At 39.5% G+C, this 2,879-nt stretch carries 2 protein-coding genes and 1 pseudogene; 1 reads left to right on the top strand and 2 read right to left on the bottom strand.

Annotated features, from left to right (window positions below; genetic code table 11):
• A pseudogene (locus HWQ37_RS29030) lies at positions 1 to 194 on the top strand (hypothetical protein); the annotation flags it as partial.
• A gap of 50 nt (positions 195 to 244) precedes the next feature.
• Here the strand turns inward: HWQ37_RS29030 and HWQ37_RS29035 are convergent.
• Both HWQ37_RS29035 and HWQ37_RS29040 read right to left on the bottom strand, forming a co-directional pair.
• Complete coding sequence (locus HWQ37_RS29035) at positions 245 to 1,015, bottom strand: Rpn family recombination-promoting nuclease/putative transposase (protein ID WP_292753877.1); 771 nt, start codon at positions 1,013 to 1,015, stop codon at positions 245 to 247.
• Between the two features lie 423 nt (positions 1,016 to 1,438).
• The gene (locus tag HWQ37_RS29040; RefSeq protein ID WP_292753878.1) at positions 1,439 to 2,677 is read right to left on the bottom strand and encodes a lipase family protein; all 1,239 of its coding nucleotides are present in this window, start codon (positions 2,675 to 2,677) and stop codon (positions 1,439 to 1,441) included.
• Between the last annotated feature and the right edge of the window lie 202 nt (positions 2,678 to 2,879).

The following is a 2,879-nucleotide window of genomic DNA, read 5'->3' on the forward strand; positions in this document are numbered from 1 at the left end:
TCTCGTCTCAACCAGAACGCTGCGCTCGATTTATTGCTGGTGCGATCGCTCAACTGACAGATAATAATACTTATCGCCATCAGCTACTTCATGTAGAGAAAGTTACTCCTATGCGTCAGTGGTCTGCACGTCAAGCTTCCAGATTAAAGAAAAGTGATTACCGCCAAGGCTATCTTGGCGAGAGAAGAAACTAAGGATGTGAAAAATATTCAACAGATAATTTGGTGAGAGCCATTAGCGTTCTTCAGCTTTGTGCAGAGCCGTTGAGTTGTTGCTGAAGTTGTTGCACTTCCTCGACCGATAAACCGGTGCTACGAACGATAGTTTCAATCGATACACCTTCTCGCAGAAGATTGAGTGCGATCGCTCGTGTCTTTTCGTCTTCAGCCTCTTTCCAGATTGAGCGATAAACGGTGGATTCCTGCATAATGTCTCTCCGTAGAATGCGATAAATTACCTCATTTTCTAATTTTAACCCGGCTAAAATTCCTGACGCTGCTATCAGATTCGCTTGCGCTTCGGAGTCTGCGATCTGATCAATCTGTTGTGCCGCTTGACGCAATGTTTCCTCTGCATCAGCACTTCGACCGAGAGCCGCAAAGGGGATCAGTCCTGGATATTGTAGAAACATAGATCCAGGCTGCTCCCAGATTCTAACGACTTCAAACTCGTGGCGCGTGTTTTCCATCTCAAAACGGGTCTGATATACCCGCTCTGAAGCAGTTTGTTTCAGGTAAATCACCACTTGTCGCATCGGTTTGGTCGGGTCTTTACGATACCCACGCACACGGTAGTCCAACATTCGGAATGGAACGTTATCCTTGGGTAATGTTTGGAACTCTAAGTGTAAAAAATAACCAGCCGATTGCAGCAGAATTAGAGCATCAGTGCGAATTGGGTCGAGGGAGAGTTCCGAGGGTTTGAGTTCTGTCATTTCAATAGGTTCTCCCAAGAGCCAACTGGCGAAGTCAGAGGAGAAGTGTTCAGCAAGGAATCGACAGGTATCGTCATACATGGGAGAGATTGTACAACTGAATAATACCGATTTGATTTTAAGCAAATCTAACGTTTGATGAAGTATGGTAGGGCGATCGCTACAACTATTCAACCGCCGATTGAATCATGCGGCTTACTTAGGAAGTGAGTTTATGCGATCCGAATTGGCATTGGTGACAGGACAAGACTAGGTACAGGATTAAACAGGTTTGTGATGATTTAAAGGTTTAATTGAGCGGCAAGAGATCGTCTTTAACTCAACACCCAGGTATCACAATATTATCCGCTCCAATGATGTGTTATACATCGGTTGCCTAACAATTATTTATCCTTTGCGATCGCCGCTCCTCTTTCGATACTTGAAAACAGGGCAGATCAACTATCCTTGTCTAAACTAGCACTGCTTATCTTTTGGAGATTGCAAATCTATTTTCGGGACTTTCTAAGATAACTCGCCTCCAAATATAGCACTACAATAGGTTACACTCATATTGTGACTACTGGAAATAAATCCAGTCTGATGGCTAAAATAACAAGGCTGACCAACGTGTTCGTAAGCATCTGGAGCAAATCTATTCTGCAAAATAGAGATTTTATTTATACTGCTTATTAGCAAATCACTATTAGGAGCTTTCTCTCCTACCGCTTTAGCTTCAGGTCCATTCCAATCAGTAATAGTTCCTGTCGGTAAGCTATTCACCAAGTCCTCACAGTTAGCAATCCGAAAAGTCTGACTGTAGATTACTTTGTCTGAAAAATGTTCAGCAAATTTTACATTGCCAACTCGTGGAGAAGCAAAAGCATATAGAGTTGGTGCAAAATCATTTTCTGCAATATGAAGGGTTGAGAGAGTTGCGATCGCTGCTCCTAAACTATGTCCTGTTACATATATTTCCGTGTCTTTTTTGACACCTTTTCTAGCCAAATCATCAAGGAAATTATCCACAGTCTCGCTCATTGATTTATATATTTCGTTAAAGCCTTCACTGACTTTTATAGAGTCCTTTCCTTTTTCATTGATTTTAAAAGATGGTTTAACTAGTTTAAATTTAGCGTCATGAAGCCACTCATATGGTTGTATTGTTCCTCGAAACACAAAAAAATAAATTGGCTCATTATTTTTTTCAGGTTTTCGCTCAAGAATGAAGCCAAATCTTTTATTTCCGTCTGTTTCCTGGACTTCTAATATTTTGCTAACTGTATATCGATATTCAGATTTATTGCTATCTTCTGATGGGTTAATCGAGTATTGAAAAATGGCCTTTGTGGTCATATCAGTTCTATTCGTCAAGATTGTATCGCCCTCTTTCAAGTACAAGGAGTAATTTTGATTATTATCAAAATCGTTGTAGACGATACGCACCAGATTTCCCAATTCCATTGCTATCGATCGATTAAATTCTTCAGGAATTGTCATCTTGTGTCTACAGGGTTGGAGATGCTTTTCACCAGGATTGTCTAGATTAATTTCTGGGACTTGATCTCTTATCGCTTGATTTAATTTATCGTCAGACTCATAACGAGAAAGAAAGCCTCCAAATATCATTTTCTCGTTAGAATCAGCTAAAAAAATGTGTTTTAGTTTTACCGGATTTACAAAAAATTTAACTTTTGTTCCATCTTTGAATGTGCAGATTGTTTTTGCTGTAAGAAAATCCTTCTTATTCGTAATTGCCTGCATAGAAGGTTCCTTGACCAATTCTTCAATAAAGTTTATTGATATTTGAGAAATACTAGATGGAGAAACTTGACTTCCGCAATCCTTTAAAAACTTAAGGGCTTTTTCAGATAAGCTATTTTTAGCACCAATTATTTTAGTAAGATTTTCGGTTCTTGCGTTACTTTTATGGAAAATTAATACTAAAGTGCCAGTTTAATAAACT

Origin of the sequence: Nostoc sp. NMS4 (assembly GCF_017115095.1) — a bacterium.
Lineage (GTDB): Bacteria > Cyanobacteriota > Cyanobacteriia > Cyanobacteriales > Nostocaceae > Nostoc.